General features: G+C 68.7%; 18 protein-coding genes and 1 riboswitch. All 18 genes read right to left on the bottom strand.

Translation table 11 applies throughout. From position 1 onward, the window contains the following. Positions 1–5 precede the first annotated feature (5 nt). The 18 genes from argH to ACIPV5_RS17455 all read right to left on the bottom strand — a co-directional run bounded on the left by argH (position 6) and on the right by ACIPV5_RS17455 (position 21,567). Positions 6–1,436: an argininosuccinate lyase gene (argH, locus tag ACIPV5_RS17540; protein WP_400342135.1), complete on the bottom strand. Its 1,431-nt coding sequence runs from the start codon at positions 1,434–1,436 to the stop codon at positions 6–8. Next, complete coding sequence (gene argF / locus ACIPV5_RS17535) at positions 1,436–2,365, bottom strand: ornithine carbamoyltransferase (protein ID WP_400342133.1); 930 nt, start codon at positions 2,363–2,365, stop codon at positions 1,436–1,438. Before argF ends, argH begins: the two co-directional genes overlap by 1 nt. After that, a complete protein-coding gene (locus ACIPV5_RS17530; protein WP_400342131.1) occupies positions 2,362–3,573 on the bottom strand; it encodes an acetylornithine transaminase in 1,212 nt (403 codons plus the stop codon). The genes argF and ACIPV5_RS17530 overlap by 4 nt, the downstream gene beginning before the upstream one ends. After that, positions 3,570–4,487, bottom strand: a complete 918-nt coding sequence (gene argB, locus ACIPV5_RS17525) for an acetylglutamate kinase (RefSeq protein ID WP_053096875.1) — start codon at positions 4,485–4,487, stop codon at positions 3,570–3,572. The genes ACIPV5_RS17530 and argB overlap by 4 nt, the downstream gene beginning before the upstream one ends. Next, the gene (gene argJ, locus ACIPV5_RS17520; RefSeq protein WP_072591497.1) at positions 4,484–5,641 is read right to left on the bottom strand and encodes a bifunctional glutamate N-acetyltransferase/amino-acid acetyltransferase ArgJ; all 1,158 of its coding nucleotides are present in this window, start codon (positions 5,639–5,641) and stop codon (positions 4,484–4,486) included. The genes argB and argJ overlap by 4 nt, the downstream gene beginning before the upstream one ends. Then, the gene (argC, locus tag ACIPV5_RS17515; RefSeq protein WP_400342130.1) at positions 5,638–6,690 is read right to left on the bottom strand and encodes an N-acetyl-gamma-glutamyl-phosphate reductase; all 1,053 of its coding nucleotides are present in this window, start codon (positions 6,688–6,690) and stop codon (positions 5,638–5,640) included. Before argC ends, argJ begins: the two co-directional genes overlap by 4 nt. Positions 6,691–6,934: 244 nt before the next feature. After that, complete coding sequence (gene thiD, locus ACIPV5_RS17510; protein WP_400342128.1) at positions 6,935–9,085, bottom strand: bifunctional hydroxymethylpyrimidine kinase/phosphomethylpyrimidine kinase; 2,151 nt, start codon at positions 9,083–9,085, stop codon at positions 6,935–6,937. Then, positions 9,082–9,930, bottom strand: coding sequence for a hydroxyethylthiazole kinase (gene thiM / locus ACIPV5_RS17505; RefSeq protein WP_400342126.1), 849 nt, complete (start codon positions 9,928–9,930; stop codon positions 9,082–9,084). The genes thiD and thiM overlap by 4 nt, the downstream gene beginning before the upstream one ends. Next, positions 9,921–10,014, bottom strand: a riboswitch (TPP riboswitch). (Overlaps the previous gene by 10 nt.) Positions 10,015–10,035: 21 nt before the next feature. After that, positions 10,036–10,998: an NAD-dependent epimerase/dehydratase family protein gene (locus ACIPV5_RS17500; protein ID WP_400342124.1), complete on the bottom strand. Its 963-nt coding sequence runs from the start codon at positions 10,996–10,998 to the stop codon at positions 10,036–10,038. A 62-nt stretch (positions 10,999–11,060) separates the two neighbouring features. Next, positions 11,061–11,777 carry a DUF402 domain-containing protein gene (locus tag ACIPV5_RS17495; protein WP_187250407.1) on the bottom strand — a complete coding sequence of 239 codons (717 nt, stop codon included), beginning with the start codon at positions 11,775–11,777 and terminating at the stop codon, positions 11,061–11,063. A 132-nt stretch (positions 11,778–11,909) separates the two neighbouring features. Continuing rightward, positions 11,910–14,414 (bottom strand): phenylalanine--tRNA ligase subunit beta, encoded by a 2,505-nt coding sequence (gene pheT, locus ACIPV5_RS17490; RefSeq protein ID WP_400342122.1) that lies wholly within the window; start codon positions 14,412–14,414, stop codon positions 11,910–11,912. After that, entirely contained in the window at positions 14,414–15,454 is a 1,041-nt protein-coding gene (gene pheS / locus ACIPV5_RS17485) for a phenylalanine--tRNA ligase subunit alpha (RefSeq protein WP_053096893.1), read from the bottom strand. Before pheS ends, pheT begins: the two co-directional genes overlap by 1 nt. Before the next feature lie 48 nt (positions 15,455–15,502). Continuing rightward, positions 15,503–16,444 (bottom strand): amino acid ABC transporter permease, encoded by a 942-nt coding sequence (locus ACIPV5_RS17480; protein ID WP_053096895.1) that lies wholly within the window; start codon positions 16,442–16,444, stop codon positions 15,503–15,505. Further along, positions 16,441–17,097 (bottom strand): amino acid ABC transporter permease, encoded by a 657-nt coding sequence (locus ACIPV5_RS17475; protein ID WP_053096897.1) that lies wholly within the window; start codon positions 17,095–17,097, stop codon positions 16,441–16,443. The genes ACIPV5_RS17480 and ACIPV5_RS17475 overlap by 4 nt, the downstream gene beginning before the upstream one ends. A gap of 59 nt (positions 17,098–17,156) precedes the next feature. Then, entirely contained in the window at positions 17,157–18,065 is a 909-nt protein-coding gene (locus ACIPV5_RS17470; RefSeq protein ID WP_053096898.1) for a glutamate ABC transporter substrate-binding protein, read from the bottom strand. Positions 18,066–18,111: 46 nt separating this feature from the next. Continuing rightward, positions 18,112–18,861: an amino acid ABC transporter ATP-binding protein gene (locus ACIPV5_RS17465; RefSeq protein ID WP_372984152.1), complete on the bottom strand. Its 750-nt coding sequence runs from the start codon at positions 18,859–18,861 to the stop codon at positions 18,112–18,114. Positions 18,862–19,213: 352 nt separating this feature from the next. After that, positions 19,214–20,194, bottom strand: a complete 981-nt coding sequence (locus ACIPV5_RS17460; RefSeq protein ID WP_400342118.1) for a TAXI family TRAP transporter solute-binding subunit — start codon at positions 20,192–20,194, stop codon at positions 19,214–19,216. Next, positions 20,191–21,567: a sensor histidine kinase gene (locus ACIPV5_RS17455; RefSeq protein WP_400342116.1), complete on the bottom strand. Its 1,377-nt coding sequence runs from the start codon at positions 21,565–21,567 to the stop codon at positions 20,191–20,193. Before ACIPV5_RS17455 ends, ACIPV5_RS17460 begins: the two co-directional genes overlap by 4 nt. Positions 21,568–21,569: the final 2 nt, after the last annotated feature.

The following is a 21,569-nucleotide window of genomic DNA, read 5'->3' as shown; positions in this document are numbered from 1 at the left end:
ACCGACTACAGGCCCAGGGCGTGCGCCGCGGCCTGCGCTCTGGCGACGAGCTCGGCACGCTGCTCGGAGACTCGGACGGGAGCCGTTCCCCCGGCTCCGGTGCGCGATGCCACGGAACCCTCGATCGTGAGAACCTCACGCACCTCGGGGACCAGATGCGGAGAGACCGAGAGCAGCAGCTCGTCGGAAGCGTCCTCGAGACCGATCCCCTGTTCTTCGCAGGCCCGCACGAGCGCGCCCGAGATCTCGTGCGCGTCGCGGAACGGCACCCGGCGCTTCACGAGCCACTCGGCGACATCGGTCGCGAGCGAGAATCCCTGGGGGGCGAGGGCCGCCATCCGCTCGGTGTCGAAGCGCAGCGTCGCGATCATGCCGGCGAACGCGGGAAGGACGACCTCGAGGGTCTGGACCGAATCGAAGACCGGCTCCTTGTCCTCCTGCAGGTCGCGGTTATAGGCCAACGGGAGGCCCTTGAGCGTCGCCATGAGCCCCGACAGATTGCCGATCAGGCGCCCCGACTTTCCGCGAGCGAGCTCCGCGATGTCGGGGTTCTTCTTCTGCGGCATGATGCTCGACCCCGTCGAGTACCCGTCGTGCAGCGTGACGAAGCCGAACTCACGTGTGTTCCAGAGGATGATCTCCTCGCTCAGACGCGAGATGTCGACACCCGTCATCGCCGCGATGAAGGCGAACTCGGCGACGACGTCGCGTGCCGCGGTGCCGTCGAGCGAGTTCTCCGAGGGTCGATCGAGTCCGAGTTCCGATGCGACCAGCGCAGGATCGAGTCCGAGGGTCGAGCCCGCGAGCGCTCCCCCGCCATACGGCGAGACGCCTGCGCGACGACGCCAGTCGACGAGACGCTCGAGCTCGCGCACGAGCGGCCAGCCATGGGCCTGGAGGTGGTGCGCGAGGAGCACCGGCTGCGCGTGCTGCAGATGCGTGCGGCCGGGGAGGATCGCGTCGGGGTGGGCCTCGGCCTGCGCGACGAGCGCGTCGATGACACGGAGGATGTCGCGCGCGATCACTCGAGCGTGATCGATCAGGTACATGCGCACGAGAGTGGCGATCTGATCGTTGCGGCTGCGTCCGGCGCGCAGGCGTCCGCCCAGTTCGGGACCGAGCTCGGCGATCAGCGCCTGCTCGAGCGCACCGTGCACGTCCTCATCGGAGGGGACGGGCTGCAGCGTGCCGTCGGCGACCTTGCGCGCCACGGCATCGAGCCCCTCATGCATCCTGGCCGCCTCAGCAGGTTCGAGGTAGCCGGCAGCCGCGAGCGCCGTCGCGTGCGCATGCGAGCCCGCGATGTCGTACGGGGCGAGGATCCAGTCGAAATGCGTCGATCTGCTGAGCTCGACGAGCTCGGGCGACGGCCCGCTCGCGAAGCGGGCGCCCCACAGTGCGCCTTCGTTCGTGCCTTCGTTCTTCGAGTCGACCATCACGCGTCCTTCTTGCCGAGCAGCCAGACGAGCAGGGCCTTCTGCGCGTGGAGACGGTTCTCGGCCTCATCCCAGACGACGCTCTGCGGTCCGTCGATGACCTCGGAGTCCACCTCGTAGCCGCGGTCGGCGGGAAGGCAGTGGATGAAGATGGCCTCGGAATCGGCGATCTCCATCGTCTCGGGGGTCACCTTGTAGCCGCCGAGATCGCGGATGCGCGCGAGCTTCTCCTCCTCCTTGCCCATCGACACCCAGGTGTCGGTGACCACGACGTCGGCGCCGGCCGCAGCCTCGACCGCATCCATGAACAGCGTGATCGAGCCGCCGGTCTCCGCAGCCCGGCGGTCCGCCGCCTCGACGACGTCGGCGCGCGGGGCGTACTCCGCAGGTGACGCGATGCGCACATGCATGCCGGCAGTGACACCGGCCAGTGCGTAGGAGTGCGCCATGTTGCTCTGCCCGTCGCCGAAGAATGTCAGGGTCAGCCCCTTGAGCTCGCCCTTGTGCTCTCGGATCGTGAGCAGGTCGGCGAGCAGCTGGCAGGGGTGGAAGTCGTCCGAGAGGGCGTTGACGACTGGCACCGTGGTGCCGGCGGCCATCTCCTCGAGCCCCGCCTGCGCATAGGTGCGCCAGACGATCGCCGCGACCTGGCGCTCGAGAACCCGCGCGGTGTCGGACGGCGTCTCCTTGCCGCCGAGCTGGCTGCTCGCGGTCGAGATGATCAGCGGCGTGCCGCCGAGGTCGGCGATGCCCACCGCGAAGGAGACGCGGGTGCGGGTGGACGACTTGTCGAAGATCACCGCGACCGTCTGGGGACCGGCGAGAGCCTTGTTCGCCCAGCGGTCCTTCTTCAGCTCGATGGCGAGATCGAGGATCTCCGCCTGCTCGGCGGGGGTCAGATCGTCGTCACGCAGCAGGTGGCGGGTCATGCGAGGGCCTTTCCGGATTCGGCGAGGGATGTCTGTACGTCAGCGAGCGAATCGGCGAAGAGCTTGCGGAACTCGGCGAGTTCAGCGTCTCCGATCGTGAGAGCCGGGGCGATGCGCACCGTCTCGGGGTTGGCTGCGTTCACGATGAGGCCGCGCTCCTGAGCAGCGGCGACCACGTCGTTCGCGACGGGGGCGCCGAGTGCCACTCCGATGAGGAGCCCTCGGCCACGCACTCCCGTGACGAGGGGCGAGTCGATGTCCTCAATGATCTGTCGGATCTCCTCGCCGCGACGCGCAGCGTTCTCGACGAGTCCGGCGTTCTCGATCTCGGTGAGCACGGCGTCGGCCACGGCGGTGGCCAGCGGGTTGCCGCCGAACGTCGATCCGTGCGAACCCGGCGTGAAGAGCGAGCTCGCCGCACCGTAGGTGACGAGAGCGCCGATCGGGAAGCCTCCGCCGATGCCCTTCGCGAGCGTGATCGCGTCAGGAGTGATGCCCTCGTGGCTGAAGCCGAACCAGGCCCCCGTGCGTCCGGCACCCGTCTGGATCTCGTCGACGATCAGCAGCGCCCCGTGCTTCAGCGTGAGCGAACGGGCGGCCTGCAGATAGCCGTCCGGAAGCTCGACCACGCCGGCCTCGCCCTGGATCGGCTCCACGATGACGGCGGCGACCCGGTCATCGATCGCGGCTTCCAGAGCCTCGACGGTCGCCGGGATGTGCTCCACTCCTCCGGGCATCGGCTCGAACGGCGCGCGCATCGCGGCCTTGGCCGTCAGCGCGAGTGACCCCATGGTGCGCCCGTGGAATCCGTTCTCGAGTGCGAGGATGCGCGGCTTGTCCGTTCCCCCGTGGAGTCGGGCGAGCTTGAACGCCGCTTCGTTCGCCTCGGCGCCGGAGTTCGAGAAGAACACGCGGCCGTCGATCCCGGCGCCCGCGAGGCGCTTCAGCCGTGCGGCGAGCGCGAGCTGCGAGGGCGTCGCGAAGTAGTTCGACACGTGCGCGAGAGTCGCGGCCTGTCTCGACACGGCCTCGACGAACACCGGGTGCGCGTGACCGAGCGAGGTCACCGCGATGCCGGCGAGGAAGTCGAGGTGGCGCTTGCCCTCGGAGTCCCAGAGGTAGGACCCCTCGCCTCGTGTCAGCATCGCCAGGCGCGGGCCCGCGTTGAGGACCAGATCGCTCGCTGCGTCATCCTGCCAGTTGCTCATGCGTTCATCCCTGCGCTTCCCAAGACCACTTCAGTTCCGATTCCCTTGCTGGTGAAGAGTTCGACGAGCACCGAGTGCGGCACGCGTCCGTCGATGATCGCGGCGGCATCCACGCCGCCTTCGATCGCATCCAGGCAGGCCTTCATCTTCGGGATCATGCCGGATTCGAGTGTCGGCAGCATCTCGATGAGAGCCTCCGAGGTGAGGTGCGACACGAGCGAGTCGCGGTTGGGCCAGTCGGCATAGAGCCCCGGCACGTCGGTGAGGATGACGAGCTTGCGAGCGTTGAGCGCCACGGCGAGGGCTGCCGCCGCGGCATCCGCGTTCACGTTGAGCGACTGGCCGGGGTGATCGAGGTCGGGCGCGATGCTCGAGACGACGGGCACGCGTCCCGCCGCGAGGTGATCGAGCACGGGCGTCGGGTCGACCTCCACGACGTCGCCGACGCGTCCGAGGTCGATCTCCTCGCCGTCGATCACGACACCGCGACGACGACCACCGAACAGGCCGGCGTCCTCCCCGCTCAACCCGGTGGCGATCGGACCGTGCGAGTTGATCTTCGAGACGAGCTGCGGGTTCACCTGGCCGGTGAGGACCATGCGCACGACGCTGATCGCCTCGGTGTTGGTGACCCGGTAGCCGCCCTTGAACTCGCTCGGGATCTCGAGTCGCTGGAGCATGTCGGAGATCTGCGGTCCGCCGCCGTGCACGACGACCGGCAGCACGCCGACGTAGCGCAGGTACGCGATGTCCTGTGCGAACGCCTCCTGCAGCTCGTCGGAGACCATCGCATTGCCGCCGTACTTGACGACGACGATCTGGTCGCGGAACTTCTTCAGCCACGGGAGCGACTCGATGAGCGTCGCGGCCTTCACGGCGGCGACGTCCGGGGTGGTGTCCTGAATGTCGGTCATGAGGCGTAGGCGCTGTTCTCGTGCACGTAATCGTGGGTGAGGTCGTTCGTGAGGATCGTCGCGGTGGCATCGCCGACCTTGAGATCGATCACGAGATGCGTGGCACGCGGAGTGAGGTCGACCTCCTCGCGCGGACGGTCTGGGCCGCCCTCGCTGCACACCCGGACGCCGTTCATCCAGACGTCGACGTCGTACGGGTCGAACTGGGCGTTCGTGGTGCCGATCGCTGCGAGCACCCGCCCCCAGTTGGGGTCGTTGCCGAAGATGGCGGCCTTGAAGAGATTGTTGCGCGCGACGGAGCGGCCGACCTCGACCGCCTCCGCCTCGGTCGCGGCGTGCTGCACCTCGATGGTGATGTCGTGGCTGGCCCCCTCGGCATCGCCCTGCAGCTTGACCGCGAGCTCCTGGCACAGCTCTGCCAGCGCGGCGGAGAAGTCCTTGAGGTCGGGCACCACCTCGGAAGCGCCGTTCGCGAGCAGTGTGACCTGATCGTTGGTCGACATGCATCCGTCCGAATCGAGGCGGTCGAACGTCGTGCCGGTGGCGAATCGCAGCGCGGCATCCGCCTCGAGAGGCTCGAGCACGGCATCCGTCGTGATGACGACGAGCATCGTGGCGAGCCCGGGAGCGAGCATGCCCGCTCCCTTGGCCATGCCGCCGATGGTCCAGCCGTCTCGGCTGACCACGGCGGTCTTCGACACGCTGTCGGTGGTCATGATGGCCTCGGCCGCGACATCGCCGCCGTCTGTCGACAGCTCGGCGATCGCCTGTTCGGTGCCCGAGAGGACCTTCGCGCGGAAGATTTCGTCTCCGACTCCGATGAGGCCGGTCGAGCACACGAGCACGTCGCCGGCGCCGACGCCGAGCAGCTCGGCCGCCTTCTCTGCGGTCTGGTGCGTCGTCTGGAAGCCGAAGCTGCCGGTGAAGCAGTTCGCGCCTCCGGAGTTCAGCACGACGGCCTCGACCACGCGATCGGCGACGGCCTGCTGCGACCAGATGATGGGGTTCGCCTTGGCGCGGTTGCTGGTGAACACGGCCGCACCGACCTTGCGCGGGCCGCGATTGACCACGACGGCGACATCGGGCTTTCCGGTCGATTTGAGACCTGCGGCGACTCCGGCCGCTTCGAATCCTGCGGGGGCGGTGACGCTCACGGCGCGACTCCGTTCACTGAGAGGGCGCGGGACTCGGGCAGCCCCAGCGCGAGGTTCATGGATTGGACGGCAGCGCCGGCGGTGCCCTTGACGAGGTTGTCGACCGCGGTGACGACCGTCACGCGGTTCGCCGCGCGATCGATCGCGAGACCGATCAGGGCGGTGTTCGCACCGAGGACATCGGCTGTGCGCGGGAACTGACCGGCGGGCAGCAGCTGCACGAAGGTCTCGTCGCCGTAGGCGTCCTCCCAGGCGGCGCGGATCTCCGCATCGCTGACATCGCCGACGATCGGCGCGGTCGAGGTGGCGAGGATGCCCCGCGACATCGGAACCAGCACAGGCGTGAACGAGATGCGGATGTCGTCGGCTGGGGAGCCGGATGCCGCGGCGAGCGCCTGGCGGATCTCCGGGATGTGCCGGTGCGTGCCCCCGACCGCGTAGGGATTGGCGGTGCCGAGGATCTCGCCGGCGAGCAGGTTGGTCTTGAGGCTCTTCCCCGCTCCGGACGGGCCGACGGCGAGCACCGAGACGATGTCCCCGGCGTCGATCACCCCTGCGGCGACCCCGGGGGCCAGGCTCAGGCTCACGGTCGAGGCGTTGCAGCCGGGAGCGGCGATGCGCTTCGCCTCGCGCAGCGTCTCGCGCTGCTTGACACCGCCGACGAGCAGCTCGGGAACGCCGTAGGCCCACGGTTCGTGGAAGTCGCCGCCGTAGAACGCGTCCCAGGAATCCTGCGACGTCAGTCGGTGGTCCGCTCCCGCGTCGATCACGAGCGGGGTGTCGCCGAGCGCGTCGGTGTACTGCCCGGACTGCCCGTGCGGCAGAGCGAGGAAGACGATGTCGTGCCCGGCGAGCGTCTCGGGCGTGGTGTCCTGCAGGGCGAGGTGTGCGAGCGACCGCAGGTGCGGCTGATGCTGCACGAGCGGTTGACCGGCGTTCGAGTGCGCTGTCACCGTGCGGATCTCGATGTCGGGATGAGACGCGAGGAGGCGCAGGATCTCGCCGCCCGCGTAGCCGGATGCGCCGGAGACGGCGACGGAGTACGTCATTCTTCTACCTTAACGGTCGGACCCCTCGGCGAACGCGGGGTGCAGTGTCGGGAACCGGGGCGGCGACGCCGGCACTCGACCGCCGTGCGTACGCAGGCAGAAGCGCAGGGTCGCCTAGAGTCGGCGGCCGCTGCGGCGTCGGCGCACGGCGATGACGCTCGGAACGAGCGTCAGAGGAGCGGTGGCGGCCGAAGGCATGCCGCGACGATAGCGCGCTCGTCGCGGCATGCGCAAATCGGGTCCGTCATCCGCCGGACGCGTGGAGTGCCGGCGCCGCGAAGAAGGCGAGTTCGTGCGCGCTGGAGACCTCGAAGGCGCGGAGCATCCGTCGCCGCCCCGCGGCATCCGACTCCGTCGCCGCATGCATCACATGGTCGATCGCCTGCTCCGTCGCCTTCTCGAACGCGGGATCGGCATATGTCGCGAGCCACGATGCGTAGGGATGCTGCGGGTCTCGGGCGTACGCGTCGAACTCCCCCGCGTGCAGGCGGGTTCCGAGATCGGTGTACAGCCAGAAGCAGGGCAGCACGGCCGCGATGAGCTCGGCGTAGTCGCCGCCGAAGGCCACGGAGCGCAGGTGGTCGAGGTACGCGACGGTCGCAGGCGCAGGATCGGCGGCGAAGGTCGCCGCTTCCACTCCCGCGCCCGGGGCCAGCCACGATGCATGGAGCTCGAGCTCTCCGGTGATCGCCCCCTGCGCCGACTGAGCCCAGAACGCCTGCTCGTGCGGTGTGGGCGCGATCCGCGCGGCCGCTGCGAGCACTCGGGCGTACTCCCGGAGATAGAGGGCGTCCTGTCGGAGGTAGAAGAGGAACCGTTCGCGGTCGAGAGTCCCGTCGGCCAGAGCGCGGATGAAGGACAGCTCGTCGATGTCGGCCCGCACGTGCGCGATCCGGTCCCACCACCGATCGCGGAGGTCGGCACGGTCGGGTGCGGCCTCGAGTCCCCCTCGTCGCCAGAGGCCGCCGAAGTGGTTCACCGGTCCGTGACCGCTGCCGATGTCGAGCGCATCGCTCTGCCTCAGCGATTCCCGCAGCCAGGTCCTCGCCGATTCCACCGCGTCGACAGGGGACTCCCCTCCGGCGAGGCGGGTGGCGAGGGCCGACGACAGCGAGCATCCGGTGCCGTGCGTGTTGTGTGTCGTGATGCGCGACCCGGGATAGCCGTGTCTGACACCCCCGGCGACATCGATCAACGCGTCCGGAACGTCGTCGCCGTCGAGGTGCCCTCCCTTGACGAGCACCGCCCCGCCGATGCGGGCGGAGAGCTCGGCCCCGGCCTCGAGCGCGTCGTCCCACCCCGTGATCGGACGATCGGAGAGCGCGGCGAGCTCGGCGAGGTTGGGCGTCACGACATGAGCGCGCTCGAGGAGGCCGCAGAGTGCGCGCTCGGCATCCTCATCGAGCAGGCGATCACCGCTGGTCGCGACCATGACCGGGTCGAGCACGACGATCGGCGGACGGACGGCGTCGAGCCAGGCGGCGACGGTGGCGATCACCTCCGTGTTCGCCAGCATCCCGATCTTCACCGCGTCGATGACGATGTCGTCCGAGATGGCATCGAGCTGCTGCCGGAGGAACTCGGCAGGAGGCACGTGCACCGCTCGGACTCCCCTGGTGTTCTGCGCCGTGAGCGCCGTGACAGCCGCCATGCCATAGCCCCCGTTCGCGGCGATCGACTTGAGATCGGCCTGGATCCCCGCCCCGCCCGACGGGTCGCTCCCCGCGATGCTGAGCACGCGAGGTGTGCCCGAAGCCCTCCATCGGCTGAGGAATGCCCGGGCCGTCCTCGTCGGCTCGACGGCGGCGCAGATGGCGGAGACGACGGCGAGCCCCGCCGCACCCGCATCCCGAAGGCGCTCGATGTCGTCGATTCCCACGCCGCCGATGGCGACGCATGGCAGTGCGGTCCTCGCGGCGAGCGCACCGAAGCCGTCGATTCCCAGGGCCGGCGGGTGATCCGGCTTGGTGGCGGTGGGACGGATCACGCCGACGCCGAGATAGTCGACCGTTCCTGCCGGCAGGGCGGCCACGGCGTCGAGATGCTCCGGCGTGTTCGCCGTCAACCCGATGATCGCCTCGGGTCCCAGCCGCTCGCGTGCCCGCAGCACCGATACGTCGCCCTGGCCGAGGTGCACGCCGTCGACCCGCGCTCCCCTGGCGCGAGCGATCAGCGCCGCCTCGACGCGGTCGTTCACCACGAGCAGTGCACGGCTGTCGATCACCCGAGAGAGCTCGATCAACTGATCGGCGGTCTCGGCATCCGTCGCGTCCTTGTCGCGCAGCTGGACGATGCGCACTCCCCCGTCGACGGCGAGTCGCACCGTCTCCGCGACGCCCCGCTCGCCGCAGAGGGTGGGATCCGTGACGAGGTAGAGGGAGAGGTCCGCGATCACAGCGCGTGCTCCTGCACACGCGCGGCGACGGCGAGGTCCTCCGGCTGCACGGCGGCGAGCGCGTCGAGCAGTGCGACGGCGAAGCTGCCGGGGCCCGGGGCCCGCGCCGCGGCGCGCTCGGCGGCGATCGTGTACACGAGGCTCGCCGCCGAGACGGCGGTGAGCGGATCCGCAGCGGTCGAGCGCGCCGCACCGAGGAACGCCGCCATGACGGCGCCCAGCGCGCATCCGCCGCCGGTGACACGGGTGAGCAGTTCATGACCGTTCGCGATGCGGAGCAATCGTGCTCCATCCGTCACCAGGTCGACCGGTCCCGACACCGCGACCACCGAACCGTGCCGCGAAGCGAGTGCGAGTGCCGCCTCGGCCGCGGCATCGGTCGTGTCCGTCGCATCGACGCCGCGCCCCCCAGCGCTGAGCCCCGCGAGGGCGAGGATCTCCGAGGCGTTCCCCCTGATCGCCGTGGGGCGTGCGTCGGCCAGCTCGTGCGCGAGTGCCGTGCGCACCGGCAGCGCGCCGATCGCGACGGGATCCAGCACCCACGGAGTACCTGCGGCGAGGGCTCCTGCCGCGGCTTCACGGCTCGCCGCACGCTGCTCCGGAGTCGGCGTACCGAGGTTGATCAGCACCCCGGAGGCCACCCCGGCGAACATCCCCGCCTCACCGACGATGTCGACCATCGCCGGCGCCGCGCCGAGGGCGAGCAGCACGTTCGCGGTGAAGCCCGTGACGACGCTGTTGGTGATGCAATGGGTCAAGGGTGGGCTGTCGCGCAGCCCTGTCAGGAGCTCAGCCGCCGAGGTGGCCAAGGTCGATTCGGAATCAGGACGCAGACGATCGCTCAACGCGACATCCCTTCGCTAGTACGAACTAGATCAGGTTCGACGGGTCTGTTCTCAGCCGCGGATGCGGCACCCCGTGTCACTGATCGCAGTCTAGCGAGGCCCCGATCAGTCGATCAGCTGCAACAGCGCGAGTTCGTCGGCGCGAGTGAGCCCTGCCCGCCGGTCCCGATCGACGCCGCGCGCCTGCTCGTCATCGACCACGGCGGCGATCGTCTCGTCGAGCGGACGAAGCCGACCTCCTGCCGCGCGGTAGCGGGCGTTCGACCTGGTCATGAATCCGGTCATCTCGCTCGGCAGCCACAGCGGCAGCGACCGCTCCCCCGCCCAATACGCCACACCGTGCTCGACGAGCCAGGCGTCAGATGCCGCGACCGTGTCTCCCCGGTGCCCCGCACGTCTGCGCACGGCGTCGAGGACCTCGCTCAGCCGATGCCGATCGCCGATCGTGTTGATCACACCGGTGGCCCTCGTGGTGGCGACGAACTCTGACAGGTCGTCGACGTCGATCACCTGCACGTCTCGCTCCTCGACAGGCGGAAGCAGCACGGGGCCGTCCTCGGCACGCAGAAAAGCGGCAGCCCAGTACCCGAAACGATCGCTCGGGTCGTCCGCCCCGACGATCAATCCCGGGCGCACGATCAGGGTGCGGTCGCCGAGTGCACGCACGGCGTCCTCGGCGGCCACCTTCTGCCGGCCGTACTCGTCGTCTCCCCTCTCAGCCGGCGGATGCAGCGTCGCCGACTCGTCTGCACCGACGGTCTCCTCGTCGGAGTATGCCGACATCGACGAGACGTACGTCCAGCGGCCCGCTCGCTCACCGAGTGCCGCGACCGCAGCGGAGACGTGGGCCGCGTTCGACGAGACGTCGATCACGTGATCCCACTCTCGACCGGACACCGTATCGTAGGCGTCCGCCGCGTCACGATCGGCCAGCACCAGGCTCGCGCCCTCCGGAGACGGGCGTCCTCCGCGCGCCAGACACATCACCGTCGCCCCGCTCAGGAGCAGCCGTCTGGCGATGCGGCCGGACAGCCAGCCGGTGCCGCCGAGGATCAGAACATCCGTCATGACCCCATGCCACCATCTTCGCCGCGCGAGGGGAAGGGTCTTCCGCTCAGGGCGGATGCCCGTCAGCTCGTGCGAAGATCCGACAGGCCGGACAGTTCCGGGACCGTCCACGAGGGATCCGGGCGCCAGTCGCGCCATTCGGCGTCGAACGGCCAGTCACCGTGATGGAAGGACTCGATCGCCGCGTCCGCGTGTCGTTCGATCTGCGCGGCCTGCTCAGAGGTGAGACGTCCCTGCTCGACGGCCGCGATCACCTCGTCCTCGTCCTTGAGGTGCACCTGACCGTCCGCCTGGATCTCCACGTCGAGGATGTGATCCGATGAATAAGTGTCGCGGTCGGTGCGCAGATGCGCGTTCTCGAGATTCACGTACCACCCGGCGAACTCCCACTCGGGACCGCTCACATCGCTCCAGAACAGCCACACCGACCACGCCGCACCGGCCGGAGCGATGCGGAGGATGCCGTTGCCCCACCACTCCTCCACGATCCGGGTACGCGGATCGAGCCACCGACGCTCGAGCGGAACGGTCCGGATGCGCTCGCCCGCCGGAGTGCCCTGCCCCTCCTGGAGCGTGCCCGGAGCGAGCCAGGCCACCAGACCGCGTTCATCGTCGCGGACCACCCGCATGGGCGTGATGGTCGACGCATCGCCGGGCTGCCAGCCGGGCTTGCGGTAGTGCCAGGAGATCTGGTCGCCGGGTTCGAGGAACGGCGCTTCACCCATCGGTCGGACACCATCGGGAACCGCCGCGGGAGTGCTGTGGGGCAGGATGCTCATCCCGACACGGTACCTCGCAGGTCCACCGCGCTCAGGTCGGCTCGGCGGCGTCGGCAGCATCCCGAGAGCACACGCGCACGCGGACCGCACCATTCGAGTGCGGTCCGCGTGCGGGTCGGTTCAGGCGGAGCTTCAGTCGCGCAGGGTCGCGTCGAAGCGCTCAGCTGCGACAGAGACACCCGCGAGCTTCGCCTCTGTCGCCTCGGCTGCGGTGAGCGTGCGGTCGTCCGCACGGAAGCGCAGCGCGAAGGTGAGACTCTTCTGACCATCCGCGACGCCGTCCCCCCGGTAGTCGTCGACGAGGCGGATCGACTCGAGAAGCGCACCGGCGCCCTCGGTGAGCGCAGCGCGCACGTCGCCCGCCGGCACATCAGCGCCGACCACCAGCGACACGTCCTGTGTCGCAGCGGGGAAGGTCGACAGCGAGGCGGCGACCGCACGGTTCCCGCCGAGCGCGATGACCTCGTCGAGGTCGAGCTCGAGCACGATGGCACGACCGGGAAGGTCTGCTCCGGCGGCGACCTCGGGGTGGAGTTCGCCGACGTATCCGATCTCGACGTCGCCGACGGAGAGCACGCCGGTGCGTCCGGGGTGCAGCGCCGCGCGCTGCCCCTGCACCACATCGAGGTCGACTCCGGCTGCAGCCGCGATGACTCTGGCGGCGTCGAGCGCCTCGGAGAGCCCGTAGGGCTCCGCGGCGCGTCCCGGCTGCTTGGTCACGACGTTGCCGGTGAACAGCGCCGCGACATGGCGGTGCTGCGGTGGGATCGACGCGTTCAGTTCGGCGAGCGTGTCGTCCGACGGACGCTCGCCGAGCGGCGGCACCTCGTCCGTGCCGTACTCGACACCCGGCTCGGGCAGGAACACGACTCCGGTCTCGAACAGCGCGAGGTCCGTGAGGCCGCGCGAGATGTTGCGGTGCGCGGTCTGCAGAAGCCCGGGGATCAGCGATCGACGCAGGAACGGAGCGGAGCCGTCGAGCGGGTTCGCGAGCCGGATGCTGGGCAGATGCTCTCCCGACGCCGAGCCGTGCAGGTCGTTCTCCGCCTCCGTCGTGAAGGGGAACGAGGGCGTCTCGACGAGACCGGCAGCCGCCAGCGCGTCGGCGACGCGGCGACGACCCTGCTGGTGTGCGGTGAGCCCGCGGCCGGACGGCGGCGTCGGCAGCACGGACGGGATGCGGTCGAGACCGTGGATGCGAGCGACCTCTTCGGCGAGAGACCACTTGTCGGTGAGGTCGGGACGCCAGGTCGGCGGGATCACGGTCCACCCGGCATCCGACCCGGAGACCTCTGCGCCGATGGTCGTGAGCGCGCCGACGATCTCGTCGTCGGAGTAGTCGACGCCGATGAGCCCCTGCACGAATCCGCGCGGGAGGTCGATGTCCGCGACGAAGACCTCGGCGAACAGAGCGCCGCCCTCGTCGGTGAGCGTGCCGCCGGCGAACTCGACCATCAGGTCGGCTGCACGGCGGGCTGCCACGAACGGCACGAGCGGGTCGACACCGCGCTCGAACCGCTTGGATGCCTCGCTGGGCAGCTTGTGACGGCGTGCGGTGCGGGCGATCGTCACGGGGTCGAAGGTCGCGGCCTCGATGAGCACGTTGTGCGTCGTGTCGCTCATCTCGGTCGTGCCGCCGCCCATGACTCCGGCGAGACCGATGGGACCCGATTCGTCGGTGATCAGGAGGTCCTCGACGTGGAGCTTCCGCTCCTGGCCGTCGAGGGTCGTCATCGTCTCACCGGCCGTCGCACGACGCACGGTGATGCCACCGGAGAGCCTGTCGAGGTCGTACCCGTGCAGCGGCTGCCCCAATTCGAGCATCACGTAGTTGGTGATGTCGATCAGGATGCCGAGCGAGCGCATGCCGGCGAGCGACAGCCGCGCGATCATCCACGGCGGGGTCGGCCGCGCGGGGTCGACGTCTCGGACGACGCGCGTGACGAACTCGCTGGCGCCGACGCGGCCGCGTACGGGGGCTGCATCGTCGACGATCGCCGTGTGACCGGCGCCCGGCTGGAGCTCGGTGAAGTCGCGCTCGGCCGGGTCGCGGAACGGTGCTCCGGTCGCGTGGGAGTACTCACGGGCGACACCGCGCAGCGAGAACGCGTACCCGCGGTCGGGCGTGACGTTGATCTCGACCGCGACATCGTCGAGTCCGAGCAGGCTGATGGCGTCTGTGCCGACGGGTGCATCGATACCGAGGTCCGCGAGGACGAGGATGCCGTTGTGCTCGTCGCCGAGCCCCAGCTCACGCGCAGAGGCGATCATGCCGTCGGACACGTGCCCGTAGGTCTTGCGGGCGGCGATCGGGAACGGCCCCGGCAGCACTGCACCGGGAAGCGTCACGACGACCTTGTCACCCGCGACGAAGTTGTGCGCGCCACAGACGATTCCGCGGATTCCGCCGTTCGCCTCACCGACATCGACCTGGCACCAGTTGATCGTCTTGCCGTTGGACTGCGGCTCGGCCTCGAGCGAGACGACCTGTCCGACGACGACGGGACCCGAGATCTCGAAGCGGTGGACGTCCTCCTCCTCGAATCCGACGGTCACGAGCGCTGCGAGGACATCCTCCGGTGTCGTATCCGCTGCCAGATCGACGTACTCACGCAGCCACGAAAGCGGGACGCGCATCACACCACCATCCCGTACTGCTCGCTGAAACGGACATCGCCCTCTGCCATGTCCCGCATGTCCTGCACATCGCTGCGGAACATGAGTCCCCGCTCGACGCCCATTCCGAACGCGAAGCCGCTGTAGACGTCGGGATCGATCCCCGCCGCACGGAGCACGTTCGGGTTGATCATGCCGCAGCCGCCCCACTCGATCCAACGGGCGCCGCCCTTGAAGGTGGGGTGCCAGAGGTCGAGCTCGGCCGACGGCTCGGTGAAGGGGAAGAAGTTCGTGCGGAAGCGCGTCTTGGCCTCGGGGCCGAAGAGCTGACGCGCGACATGGTCGAGCGTTCCCTTGAGATGCGCCATCGAGATCCCCTTGTCGACGACGAGTCCTTCGAACTGGGTGAAGACGGGGAGGTGCGTCGCGTCGAACTCGTCGGTGCGGTACACGCGGCCGGGGCAGAGCACGTAGATCGGCACCTCGCGGTCGAGCATCGAGCGCACCTGCACGGGGCTCGTGTGCGTGCGCATGACGAGATGGCGCGATGGCGGGTCGACGTAGAAGGTGTCCTGTTCCTGACGGGCGGGGTGGTCGACGTCGAAGTTCAGAGCGTCGAAGTTGAACCACTCGTGCTCGAGCTCGGGTCCTTCCGCGATCTCCCAGCCCATGCCCACGAAGATGTCGGAGATCTGCTCGCTCAGCAGGGTCAGCGGATGCCGGGCGCCGACGCGTGTGCGCGAGGGGATCGCCGTGATGTCCAGCCGCTCGGCCTCGAGGCGCTCAGCGACCTCCGCGGCGGCGAGCTCCTCCTCCTTGGCGGCGAGGGCCTTGGTGACCTGACCGCGGCCCTGGCCGACGAGCTTGCCGAAGGCGGCCTTGTTCTCGGGGGCGACCTGACGCATCGAGGCGTTCAGGACGGCGAGCGGCGATCCGTCGGCGACGTGCGCGGCGCGAGCGGCTTTCAGTTCGGTCGTATCGGCGGCTGCGGCGATCGCTTCGAGCGCGGCCGCCACGGCGGCTTCGACCGCTTCCGGGGTGATTTCGGGAGACTCAGACACGAGACAGGAGTCTACCGGCGCGAGGCGGTCGCCCCGCGCCGGTGGACATCACTTCGGATCGGAGCTGTCCAGCCCGCCTACACCACCGGTGCCGCCGAAGCCGCTACCCCCGCGCTGCAGGGTGATGAGCTCGGTGTCGGTGCCGTCGCCGTGCTGGCGGGGATCCTCTGCCGCGTGGATCGCCTTCACCTTCGGCGAGCGACGGGTCTGGATCTCCACCCACTTCGCGATGCCCGACAGGATGAGGCACATGACGATGTAGATGCCGCCGATGACGAAGGCCGACTGCAGGATCGGGCGCCCCTGCTGCGACGTCAGCTGCTTCGCGTAGTACAGCAGCTCGGGGTACGTGATGATGAAGCCCAGAGCGGTGTCCTTCATCGTGACGACCAGCTGCGCGACGATCACCGGGAGCATCGCCCGGATCGCCTGCGGCAGGAGGATGAGACGCATCACGCCGCTCTTGCGGAGTCCGATCGCGTAGCCCGCTTCTTTCTGCCCCCGAGGCAGAGACTCGATGCCGGCCCGCAGCACCTCGGCGAGCACGGAGCCGTTGTAGGCCATCAGTGCGATCACGACGGCCCAGTACGGATCCATCTTGATTCCGACCACGGGGAGCCCGTAGTAGAGCAGCATCATGAACACCAGCACCGGAACGGCACGGAAGAGCTCCGTGACGGCTGTCACGGGGATCCGCACCCACGCGTGCTCGGAGAGCCGCCCGATGGCCAGCACGAAGCCGAGGACGACGCTGAGGACGGCGGCGAGCGCGAAGGCGGCGAGCGTGTTGCCCAGGGCCTTGAAGATACCCATCCACACGTTGGAGAACGTGAACACGTACCACTTCTCCGCCGAGAACTGGCCCGTCTCCACCATGCGAAGCACGATGAAGCCGATGGCGGCCAGGACGAGGACGACGGTGGCGACCGCGATGATCCGGTTGCGGGCGATCGCCCGGGGTCCGGGGACGTCGTACAGTACAGAGCTCATCGCGCGATCCTCCAACGGTTCTCGAGATATCGCTGCAGCCAGCTCAACAGCAGCACCAGGGCGACGAACACGACGGCGACCCAGAGGAGGACCTCCATCGGGTTGCCCGGACGGTCGGCCGAATCGTTGATGGTCGACCGGAGAGCCGCGAGCTCGGCGACCGAGAACCCGGCTGCGACGGTCGTGTTCTTCAGGAGCGCGATGAAGACGCTCATCATCGGCGGGACGACCGAGCGGAACGCCTGCGGCAGGATCACGAGACCCATCACCTGTCCGAAGGGAAGTCCGATGGCCCGCGCGGCCTCGGCCTGACCGACGGGCACCGTGTTGATACCCGCCCTCAGGACCTCGGCCACATAGGTCGCCGTGTAGATGCCGATGGCGAGGATGCCGAGCACGAGGTTCGACAGTTCGGGCAACCCGAGTTGCGGGTACCCGAAGATGAAGAAGAAGAACACGAGGGTGAGCGGGGTGTTGCGCACGGTGTTCACGTACACCGTGCCGACGCCGCGGGCGATGGGCACCGGGGAGACACGCATGGCCCCGACGATCAGACCCAGGATCAGTGCGATGATCCCGCCCGCGAAGAACACGATCAGCGTGTTGCTGATCGCCTGTCCCCACAGGTCGAGGTTGCCGAAGATGACGTCCACGCCACCCTCCCTTCTTCAGAGTGAATGGGCGGCCCCCCTGAGGGGGCCGCCCATGTCGATCAGTACGCGTCGACCTCGGGCTGTTCGACCTCGATGCCGCTGGAACCGAGGTTCGCGTCGAAGATCGCCTGCCAGATGTCGCCACCGTCGGTGAAGAGCTCGTTGATGTGCGTGCGCAGCGCGTCGTCGCCCTTCGTGAGGCCGACACCGTAGCGCTCCTCGGTGAAGAGGCCGCCGGTCACCTTGACGTCATCCGGGTACTGGGCCGCGTAGCCGATCAGGATCGCCTGGTCGGTGGTCACGGCGTCGACCTTGCCGTCGATGAGGTCCTGGACGCAGGCGGAGTACAGGTCGTACTCCTGCGTCTTGATCTCGGGGAAGTTCGCCTTGATGTTCTGGATCGGCGTCGAGCCGGTCGCCGAGCAGACGGTCTTGCCGTTGAAGTCCTCGAGAGCCTCGGCGTCGTCCGCGTCGGCGGCGACCAGGAGTCCCTGACCGGTGATGAAGTAGGGACCCGCGAAGTCGATGAGCTCCTTGCGCTTGTCGTTGATCGAGTAGGTGCCGACGTAGTAGTCGATGTCACCGTTGGTGATCGCCTGCTCGCGGTTCGCCGAAGCGATCGGCTTGAACTCGATCTTGTCCTCGTCGTAGCCCAGGGATGCGGCGATCCACCGTGCGATGTCGACGTCGAAGCCGGTGCGCTCTCCGGTCGTGACATCGAGGTAGCCGAGCCCGGGCTGGTCCTCCTTGACGCCGACGATCACCTTGTCGCGCTCCTGGATGGCGTCGAACGTCGGGCTGCCCTCGAGCTGGACGTCGTCAGCGACCTCGAACCAGGTGGAGTCCTCGCTCTCTTCGCCACCGGTTCCGGCGCCGGGGCTGGACGGGCTGCCGCTGTTGCAGGCCGTCAGCGCGAACAGTGCAACCGTCGCGATCCCGATTCCTGCCAGTGTCCGTGTGCGTCGCATGTGCGTCTCCTTCGTGTGCTGTGTGTGCAAAGGTCTGTGAGGCTCGTCAGTGCGTGAGGAGCTTGGAGAGGAAGTCCTTGGCGCGGTCGCTCTTCGGGTTCGTGAAGAACTCCTCAGGCGTCGCCTCCTCGACGATCTTGCCGTCGGCCATGAACACGACCCGGTTGGCGGCCTTGCGAGCGAAGCCCATCTCGTGGGTCACGACGATCATCGTCATGCCGTCACGGGCGAGCTCCACCATGACGTCGAGGACCTCGTTGATCATCTCGGGGTCGAGCGCGCTGGTCGGCTCGTCGAAGAGCATGACCTTGGGCTGCATGGCGAGAGCGCGCGCGATCGCGACGCGCTGCTGCTGTCCGCCGGAGAGCTGTGCGGGAAGCTTCGAGGCCTGCTGGGCGACGCCGACGCGCTCGAGAAGCATCATCGCCTCCTTGTCGGCATCGGCCTTCTTCATGCCGCGGACCTTGATCGGGCCGAGCGTCACGTTCTCGAGGATCGTGAGGTGCGCGAAGAGGTTGAACGACTGGAACACCATGCCGACGTCTGCTCGCAGATGCGCGAGGCCCTTTCCCTCAGCGGGGAGCGCCTTGCCGTCGATGCTGATCGTGCCGCTCGTGATCGTCTCGAGGCGGTTGATCGTGCGACACAGTGTCGACTTGCCCGAGCCTGAGGGACCGATCACCACGACGACCTCGCCGGCGTTCACCGTGAGGTCGATATCCGTGAGCGCCTGGAAGTCGCCGTAGTGCTTCTGGACGTTGTCGACAACGACGAGGGGCTTACCGGTGGTCATCATTTCTCCAAACTAGCCAGGTCGCTCACGTGGCTCCACAGTGATGCGTCGACATTTACACGTTCGTAACCACGCGATGGGGCCGATCCCGCCCGAGAACCGGAGTGCCCCACGGTCCGCCCCCGCGGACCGTGGGGGCGTCCCTGCTGCTCCGTTCCTCCCCCGAGTAGAACGTGGCAGCAAGCCTCCGACCGGATCCGATCGCAGGACGACTCCGGAGAATGGCCGAGTCCGCGCCTCAATGAGGGGCGTGGACTCTGTGGCATCTGAATTCTCCGTTGAATCGAGCGCGATCGACCCCCACATTGGCAGAGTGACATGCCGGAATGAGACTTCTTGAGGATTTCTTGAGGCCTCAGTCCCGCTGGTCCCGGTAGTACTCGACGGCCCCCGGATGCAGGTCGACCGGCCCCGTGAAGATCGCCTGCCTGCGGTCGAGCAGGGACGCGACCGGAACCCGCTGCGCGATATCGGTGCGGACCGTGAAGAGGCTCGTGAGGATGTCCCGTACGACGCCGTCCGGAGTGTCGGACGAGGTGACCAGATAGTTCGGCACCGCCATCGTGGGCGCGGACTCGTCGAGTCCATAGAGCCCGACGGGGAAGTCGGACGGCCGATACGCATCGGAGTATCGAGCGTTGATCGCCGTGACCCATGTCTGCTCGATCGGCACCAGCCGCACGGGCGTCGTCGTCGCGAGCTCCGCGATGCCCGGTGTCGGGATGCCGCCGACCCAGAAGAATCCGTCGATCTCGGATCTCTCGAGCGCGCTGATCGACTCACCGAGATCGAGCCGGGGATCCGTGATCGTCGCGACGTCGACGTCGGCGGCGTCGAGTGCTCGCGCCGCGATCACATTGACGCCGGAATTCTCGGCCCCGAGCGACACCGTCCTGCCCGCAAGGTCGCCGAGGGCGGCGATGTCCGAATCCGCGCGTACGACCACGTGGAGGTACTCGTCGTACAGGCGAGCGACAGCCTGCACCGGCATGGGCTCGTCGAACGCTCCCACTCCGGCGACGGCGTCGGCAGCGGCATCCCCTTGCGCGAAGCCGAGGAGGGCCTCCCCCGAACTCACCCGCAGGAGGTTGTCGACGGACCCGGCGGTCTCGGCTGCCGACACGCGGATGCCCAAGGACTCCGACAGCTCCCGAGCGAGTTCGTCGCCGTAGGCGTAATAGACCCCGTTGGCTCCCCCGCCGGCGATCTCGTAGGCAGAGTCGTTCCACTCCGTCGATCGAGCGCTGCACGCGCTGCTCGTGGCGGCGAGCAGCAGCACGAGTGCCGTCGCCACCCCTCTGCGCCACCATGCGCGGTGGCTAGCCCGCCCGCTCATCCCTCAGCTCCGTCCGGCAGCATCAGCGACACCAGCAGCCCGCCGTCGTCCGGCGTATCGACCCGCAGCTCGCCGCCGATCGACTCCAAGAGGTCGGTCGCTATCGCGAGGCCGAGCCCTGACCCCGGAACCCCGCCGCTGTCGTCGCTGCGCCAGAATCGGTCGGCGGCGTTCGCGGCCTGCTCTCGCGTCAGGCCGGGGCCGTGGTCGCGGACTGTCAGCACGCAGAGTCCACCGCTGCGGTGCGCGTCGACCTCGACGGCCGACTCGGCGGGCGAGAACTTCACCGCATTGTCGATGACGGCGTCGAGCGCGCTCTCGACGATCGTGCGGTCGGTGATGCTCATCACCGGGCCCACTCCTGTCGAGAGCATCCGGACGCGTCGCTGTGACGCGACCTCGCTCCAGGCGTCTGCGCGGCGGGTGGCGAGCGTCGTCAGATCGACGGCTGAGATCGTCGTGTCGGCGCGTCCGCCGCGCGCGAGTCCGAGGAGCGTCTCGAGGATGCGAGCCATCCGGCGCCCTTCCTCCCTCGTCTCCTCGACGTCGTCCTTCCAGTCGGCTCCGAGACCGGTCGAGAGGTGCTCGACACGCAGCAGCAGCGCGTTGAGGGGATTGCGGAGCTCGTGCGAGGCGTTCAGGGCGAACTCCTGCTGACGCGTCATGACGCGCTCGATCTCATCCGCCATGCCGTTGAACACGCGCGTCATCCGGCGTAGCTCAGGAGGCCCCGTGTCCTCCGCGACCCTCGCATCCATCTCGCCGCGTTCGATCGCGATCATCGCCTCATCGAGACGTCGGACCGGAGAGAGCACCCACCGGGCGAGTTGGAAGACGAGGAGCACGCCGAGTCCGATCGAGACGATCGACACGACCGTCAGCACAAGAATCTGCTGCAGGATCTGGGTCCGTGGCGCCTCGACGTCCGCGGAGAGCATCACGGCGCCGATCACGTCGCCGTCGTCGAAGACCGGCTCGACGAGCGAGGACTCTGCCGCGATCCAGGGGAACACCGGCTCGGGCGCCTCGGCGCGGCGCCCCGAGAGCGCGAGGCCGACCCGTGCGGCATCGTCCTCTGACAGGACTTCGCCGCCGCCGTCGCCCGCTGACCACACCCCACCGGAAAGATCGAAGACGATCACATCGATCCCGTACACCTCGTGGAAGCGGGCGACCTCGGCATCGATCACCGTCGCGCTGCCCGACCGCAGCGCCTGCCGCGCGCTGGTCACGAAATACCCGAGGTCACCGAGCTGCTCGGTGTAGAAGGCCTGCTGGATGCTGCGGGTCGCGCTCCACGCCGTGGCGCCGCCCAACGACAGCAGGATCGCGACGAGCGGCACCAGGAAGACGACGACGAGACGTCTGCGCATCG

The organism is Microbacterium sp. NPDC090014 (assembly GCF_044748285.1).
Lineage (GTDB): Bacteria > Actinomycetota > Actinomycetes > Actinomycetales > Microbacteriaceae > Microbacterium.
Note: the sequence above shows the minus strand (reverse complement) of the source record. Positions and strands in the feature narration are given on the sequence as shown.